This is a genomic window from Pseudomonas sp. NPDC087639, assembly GCF_044743385.1.
GTDB lineage: Bacteria > Pseudomonadota > Gammaproteobacteria > Pseudomonadales > Pseudomonadaceae > Aquipseudomonas.
This window is the reverse complement of sequence record NZ_JBIUWI010000090.1, coordinates 9358-15436: the sequence shown is the minus strand read 5'-3', so window position 1 is coordinate 15436 and position 6079 is coordinate 9358. Positions and strand designations below refer to the sequence as shown.

At 59.3% G+C, this 6079-nt stretch carries 7 protein-coding genes and 1 pseudogene; 1 reads left to right on the top strand and 7 read right to left on the bottom strand.

The features are described from left to right. Nucleotides 1-334 (bottom strand): annotated as a pseudogene (locus ACIOVB_RS25065) (tail-specific protease); the annotation flags it as partial. A gap of 105 nt (nt 335-439) precedes the next feature. Between ACIOVB_RS25065 and ACIOVB_RS25060 the strand changes: the two are divergent. Then, entirely contained in the window at nt 440-1402 is a 963-nt protein-coding gene (locus ACIOVB_RS25060; RefSeq protein WP_401271990.1) for a zinc-binding dehydrogenase, read from the top strand. 114 nt (nt 1403-1516) lie between these two features. Here ACIOVB_RS25060 and ACIOVB_RS25055 read toward each other — a convergent pair whose 3' ends face one another. The 6 genes from ACIOVB_RS25055 to ACIOVB_RS25030 all read right to left on the bottom strand — a co-directional run. Next, nucleotides 1517-2170, bottom strand: coding sequence for an HAD family phosphatase (locus tag ACIOVB_RS25055; protein ID WP_187677490.1), 654 nt, complete (start codon nt 2168-2170; stop codon nt 1517-1519). A 34-nt stretch (nt 2171-2204) separates the two neighbouring features. Next, the gene (locus ACIOVB_RS25050; RefSeq protein WP_187677491.1) at nt 2205-3194 is read right to left on the bottom strand and encodes an ABC transporter ATP-binding protein; all 990 of its coding nucleotides are present in this window, start codon (nt 3192-3194) and stop codon (nt 2205-2207) included. After that, entirely contained in the window at nt 3191-3991 is an 801-nt protein-coding gene (locus ACIOVB_RS25045) for an ABC transporter permease (protein WP_401271989.1), read from the bottom strand. Before ACIOVB_RS25045 ends, ACIOVB_RS25050 begins: the two co-directional genes overlap by 4 nt. Further along, the gene (locus tag ACIOVB_RS25040; protein ID WP_187677504.1) at nt 3978-4814 is read right to left on the bottom strand and encodes an ABC transporter permease subunit; all 837 of its coding nucleotides are present in this window, start codon (nt 4812-4814) and stop codon (nt 3978-3980) included. Before ACIOVB_RS25040 ends, ACIOVB_RS25045 begins: the two co-directional genes overlap by 14 nt. Nucleotides 4815-4819: 5 nt before the next feature. After that, complete coding sequence (locus ACIOVB_RS25035) at nt 4820-5626, bottom strand: alkaline phosphatase family protein (RefSeq protein ID WP_187677493.1); 807 nt, start codon at nt 5624-5626, stop codon at nt 4820-4822. A 133-nt stretch (nt 5627-5759) separates the two neighbouring features. Next, on the bottom strand, nt 5760-6079 hold a 320-nt coding region (locus tag ACIOVB_RS25030; protein WP_401271988.1), incomplete at its 5' end, for an ABC transporter substrate-binding protein.

Here is a 6079-nt window from a genome sequence, read left to right as displayed (position 1 = left end):
CGTCGAACTGGGTCTTCCACTTGTCGAATTCGGCGATGTCGCTGGCCATGAAATAGCTGCGCGACGGATCCAGCAGCTTGAGGTAGCTGTCGTAGATGATCACCGAGCGCGCATCGTCGAGCGGCGGCTTGCTGTAGTGGTGACGCTTGAGCAACTCGACGACGTTCAGGCTGGCGATGACTTCATCGCGATCAGGCTGCAATTTGTCCCAGCTGTTGGCTGCGAATGTATTGCCCGACACCGGCAACAGGCCGATGCCGATGAAAAGAGCGAGGGCGGTGCTGGGGAGCAAATGCTTCATGCTGATTCGACGCGGGGACAATTGATAACGCATATTAGGCCGTCTTTGAAGTCGCCGGTTCTACGAGAGCCGGTCGCATAATGCAAAAAGCCCGGCGCTACAGCTTCGGGCTCAGTCCAGACTCACTATGGAGGCACTGTGAAGGCATTGCAAGGCGTGGAAGGTCAAGTGGCATGGGTTGAAGAGCCGAGTCCTACGTGTGATGTAGGACAAGTCCGCATCCGAGTGGCGGCAGCCGGCCTCAATCGCGCCGATTTATTACAGAAAGCAGGGCTTTATCCGCCGCCCCCGGGTGCCAGCCAAGTCCTCGGTCTTGAGTGTTCCGGGGTGATCAGCGAGGTCGGTGCGGGCAGTTCGTGGCACGTCGGCGACCGGGTCTGCGCCTTGCTGGCCGGGGGTGGCATGGCCGAAGAGGTGGTCGTCGACGGGCGGCACGTGCTGCCGGTTCCCGAAGGCGTGTCGTTGATCGAGGCGGCGGCATTACCCGAGGTTTATGCAACGGTCTGGCTGAATGTGTTTCAGCTTGCGGCGCTCAAACCGGGTGAGAAAGTTCTCTTGCACGCCGGGGCAAGTGGAATTGGTTCAGCCGCTATTCAGCTGTGCAAGGCGTTCGGCAACCCGTGCTGGGTCAGCGTCGGCTCGACCGAGCGTTTGGCTTACTGTGAAGCATTGGGAGCCCAGGGCGGCGTAGTGCGTACGGATGATCTGGAAAGCTTGCGCGACTTCGGCCCGTTCGATGTGATTCTCGATCCGGTCGGCGGCAACTACTCGGCGCTCAATCTCAAGCTCATGGCGCTGGATGGGCGTTGGGTGTTGATCGGTTTGATGGGGGGCCGTGAGGCGAAGCTGGATCTGGCCCAGGTGTTGGCCAAGCGCGTGCAATTGCTGGGTTCTACGCTGCGCAGTCGTGACGATCAGTTCAAGGCCGATCTGTTCAGTGACCTGAGTCAGCATGTGTGGCCGTTGTTTGCCGAAGGACGCTTGAGTCCGCAGTTGGCCAAGGCTTTCCCGGTGAAAGACGCCGAGGCGGCATTTGCCGAGCTGGCGAGCAATACCGTTTCCGGAAAACTGGTGTTGGTGATTGACGAAACCCTTAGCTGACAACGCAAAACCTTGCAGGAGTGAGCCTGCTCGCGATGGCGGTCTATCAGTCAGCATTGATGTTGGCTGACAGACCGCCATCGCGAGCAGGCTCACTCCTACGTTTGATCTCCGTTACTTCCAGAGATGGATCGGCCAGCCGGCCTTTTCGGCATGTTCAAGCAGCACCGGATCCGGATTGACCACGTGCGGGAAATCCACCTTCAGCAACAACGGCAGGTCATTGCGTGAGTCGGAATAGAAACTCGCGCCCTCCAGGTTTTCCTCTTCAGCATCCAGCCACTCAAGCAAGCGGGTGATCTTGCCTTCGCGGTAAGTCAGGGTGCCGACGGTATGGCCGCTGTACACGCCATGCGCGACTTCCAGTTCGATGCCGAGGACTTCGTCGATGCCCAACCGATCGGCAATCGGCTTGACCAGATGCGTGCCCGACGCCGAGATCACCAGAATCCGGTCCCCGGCCTTGCGGTGGGCGGCGATGGTTTTGGTCGCGTCGCTGAAGATGATCGGTTCGATGAAGTCTTCAACCCACGGGCCGACCAAGTGCTCGACTTCTTCTGGGGTGCGGCCGATCAGTGGTTCGAGGCTGAAGTCCATGTAGTCTTCCATGCGCAATTTGCCATGGCTGTAGGCATCCATCAGCTCGTTGTTTTTGCGCATGTACGATTCGGGATCGACCCAGCCCAAACGGCCCATCTGCTCGCTCCAGAGGGTGGCGCAGTCGCCGTGGATGAGGGTTTCGTCCAGATCAAAAATTGCCAGGGCCATCAGTGCAGTTCTCTCTTCAACGTCAGCAAAGTCATCAGGCTACCTCACACAGGGCCGTCGGATCGATGGAAAGTGCCAGACGCTGACCGTCGGGGTGCAGATCGGCGGCCGAACGGTTGAGCACATCCACCACCAACTCTACGCCGCGCGCTTCGACGCGATAGCGGATGACGTTGCCGAGCAGGCTGTGGCTGCGGATCTGTGCGTCGAGTTCGCCGTTCAGGCTCAGTTCGATGGCTTCCGGGCGAATGGCAATGCGGTGGTTGATCGGGCGCTGCAACAGCTTCGACGCGTCGTCGGCATCGAGCAGGTTGTAGTTGCCGATGAAGCCGGCGGCGAACACATCGACAGGCGCGGTGTACAGGGTTTCGGCGTCGCCGCTCTGTACGATTTTTCCCTGATTCATCAGGAAAATCCGGTCAGACATGGTCAGCGCTTCTTCCTGATCGTGGGTGACGAAGATCGTGGTCAGGCCGAGCTCCCGCTGGATCTGACGAATCTGTTCGCGCAGGTGCTTGCGAATCCGTGCATCGAGGGCCGACAGCGGCTCATCCAGCAGCAACAGGCGCGGACGAGTCACCAGCGAACGGGCGAGGGCAACGCGCTGGCATTGGCCACCGGAAAGCTGATGGGGATAGCGACTGGCGAAGTCGTTCAGTTCAACCAGTTTCAACACTTCGGCAACGCGTTTATGGCTGTCGTCGGCATTGACCTTTTGCATGCGCAGACCGAAGGCGACGTTCTGTTCGACGGTCATGTTGGGAAACAGCGCGTAGCTTTGGAACACCATGCCGATGCCACGTTTCTGCGGGCTTAGCGGCACGATGTCGACGCCATCGAGCAGGATCTTGCCGCCATCGACCGGCGTCAGCCCGGCGATGCAACGTAGCAGGGTGGATTTGCCGCAACCGGACGGGCCGAGCAGGGTGACGAATTCGCCCTTGTTTATTTCGCAGTCGATGTCGCTGAACACCGTGGTGCCAGCGTAGTTTTTTTGAAGATGTTGGACGCTGACATAGCTCATTCGCTTTTGTCCTTGTTCAGAATATTGGCGATCCAGGTCAGGACCAGCACGAATAAGAAGTAGGAGATGACCAGCGCACTGGTGAAGTGGCCGCTGCTGTTGCGCATGTTGTTCAGATAAACCTGCAGGGTTTCGTAGCGGGTGCCGACGAGGATGTTGGCGAAGACGAACTCACCGAACAGGAACGAGAACGACAGCAGCAACGCCACCATCAGGCCTTTGCGCAGGTTCGGCAGCACCACCAGAATTGCTGCCTGAAAGGTGCTCGCGCCGAGCAGTTGGGCGGCGTCCATCAGGTCGCGCAGATTGATCGCTTGGAGGTTGTTGGTGATCGCCCGGTACATGAACGGCAGCGCCACGGTGAAGTAGCAACCGATCAGAATCCACGGCGTACCAACCATCGCCATTGGCCCGGAACCGTAGAGCTGCAACAGGCCGACCGACGACACCACTGGCGGCACCGCGAAGGGCAGCAGGATCAGGATGTTCATCAGCGCATCGAGTTTGGGGAAGTGGTAATGCACCACAAACAGCAGCGGCAGGATCAGCACCACCGACAGTACCAGAGCGCCGACGCACACCAGCAATGACTGACCGAAGGCGTGCAGGAAGCGTGGATCGCTCCACAACTGGATATACCACTTGAAGGTAAAGCCGCTGGGCAGAATGGTCGCCGACCAACTGCTTGCGATTGAGTAAATCAGTGTGCCCACAAGCGGTGCCAAGAGGATGGCGAACAGCAGGTAGACCACGACGCGGTGGTAGAGGCCGGCCGGGCCGGATTCAACGCGAGACATGGTAGCTCCTCTTCAACAGCAGTTGATGCACGACAGTCACGATGGTCATCAGCGCCACCAGCACCACGGCCAGCGCACTGGCAAGATTCGGATCGAGGGAGATATCGCCGGAGACCATCGCCGCGATACGGATCGGCAGCACGTTGAAGTTGCCGGTGGTCAGTGCATACACCGTGGCGTAGGCGCCGAGGGCGTTGGCCAGCAGGATCACGAACGTGCCGAGCAGCGCGGGGGTCAAGACCGGCAGACCGATGTGCCGCCAGAACTGCCAGCCGTTGGCACCGAGCAATTCGGCGGACTCGCGCCAGTCTTCGCGCAAGGCATCGAAGGCCGGGTAAAGCAACAACACGCCGAGGGGGATCTGGAAGTAGGTGTAAAGGATGATCAACCCGGTTTTCGAGTACAGGTTGAAGTCCTCGATGATCCCGGCCTGCTTCAACATGATGGTGATGCTGCCGTTGAAACCGAGCAGGATGATGAACGCGAAGGCCAGAGGCACGCCGGCAAAGTTGCTGGTCATGTTGGCGAAGGCATTCACGAAGTTGCGCAGTTTCGAGTCGACCCGGCGCAGGGAGTACGCACCGAGCACGGCGATGATGATGCCGAACACACTCGACCAGAAACTGATTTCCAGGCTGTACTGGATCGCCTGTCGGTAGAACTTCGAACTGAAGATCTTGCTGAAGTTTTCCAGGCCCCAACCGGACTCTTCCGATTGCAGGCTGTTGATCATCACCCAGATCAGCGGGGCGATTTCAAACACGATAAAGAACAGTGCGAAGGGCACCAGGCACAGTGCCGCCAGCCATTTGCCGCGAGTCATGGCATTCACTTGAGCAGCTCCCGGCACACAGGTTTGTCATGGGGCACGCCGAGCAGTTCGCAGACCGTGCCGCAGATTTCGGTCTGCTTCGGTGCAGCGTCTGCGTTGAGGCTGAAAGCGTCGCCGAGAACAAACAGCGGCACCTGGCGTTCTTCCGGCAGCAGGCCGTTGTGCGAGCGGTCGTTGTTCATGCCGTGATCGGCGGTCACCAGCACCTGATAACCGGCGTCGAGCCAGGCCTGTAAGTAGTCGGCGAGGATGATGTCGGCGAAACGCGCGCTGTTGCGGTATTGCGGGGTGTCGAGGCCGTGCTTGTGGCCGGCGTCGTCGATGTTCATCGGGTGAATCAGCAGGAAGTCAGGCGTGTGCCGCAGGCGCAGGTTTTCGGCGTCGGCGAACAGGTGTGAATCCGGGTAGTGATCGTTCCAGTAGAAGTGGCCGTGCTGGATCGGCAGTGATGGATCGTCAGTGTGGCGGTCGCGGGCGGCCACAAACGGCGAGCGGTTATACAACTCGCTGACCCAGTGATAGGCCGCGGCGGCAGTTTTCAGGCCGGCGTCACGCGCGTAGTGATAGATGCTGCGCTGGTTGGACAGGCGCGAGACGTCGTTGTGAACGATTCCGCTGTCGATCGGCGGCACGCCGGTGAGGATGCATTCGTAAAGTGGTCGGGACAGGGCGGGCAACTCGCACTCCAGTTTGTAGAGTGCGGCGCGTCCTGCGCCAACGTAAGCCTGCAGATGCCCCATGGCGTGACGCGCGACTTCGTAGTTGAGGCCGTCGAGCACGACAAGGATGACGTTGTGCTTCATAGGGGCGGTGACTCCGAAAACAAGGCTGGGACCGAACGTTGCAGGAGCTGGCGAAGCCTGCGATCTTTTGACTTTGCCTTTCAAGAGCAAGATCAAAAGATCGCAGCCTGCGGCAGCTCCTACAGATGAAGGATTACTTCATCTCTACGATGACTTCTTCGTTCCACTTCTGTGGCAGGCCTTTGGAGGTTTTCTCCCACGCATCGGCGTCCTTGATCGGCGTGACCTTTTTGTACTGCTCGTTCGGCAGCAGTTTGGCTTTCACGTCTTCCGGCAGTTGCAGGTGTTCGGCGCGGATCGGACGGGCGTTGCCGCGAGCGAGGTTGGTCTGGCCGGCGTCGCTGAAGATGTATTCGCGGGTCAGCTTGGCGGCGTTCGGGTTCTTCGCGTATTTGTTGATGATGGTGGTGTAGCCGGAAATCACCGAACCGTCAGACGGGATCAGCACTACAT

What these genes read in the sequence shown, in the direction of transcription:
- ACIOVB_RS25055 (WP_187677490.1), bottom strand. Translation starts at nt 2,170, where the DNA reads ATGGCCCTGGCAATTTTTGATCTGGACGAAACCCTCATCCACGGCGAC.
- ACIOVB_RS25050 (WP_187677491.1), bottom strand. Translation starts at nt 3,194, where the DNA reads ATGAGCTATGTCAGCGTCCAACATCTTCAAAAAAACTACGCTGGCACC.
- ACIOVB_RS25045 (WP_401271989.1), bottom strand. Translation starts at nt 3,991, where the DNA reads ATGTCTCGCGTTGAATCCGGCCCGGCCGGCCTCTACCACCGCGTCGTG.
- ACIOVB_RS25040 (WP_187677504.1), bottom strand. Translation starts at nt 4,814, where the DNA reads ATGACTCGCGGCAAATGGCTGGCGGCACTGTGCCTGGTGCCCTTCGCA.
- ACIOVB_RS25035 (WP_187677493.1), bottom strand. Translation starts at nt 5,626, where the DNA reads ATGAAGCACAACGTCATCCTTGTCGTGCTCGACGGCCTCAACTACGAA.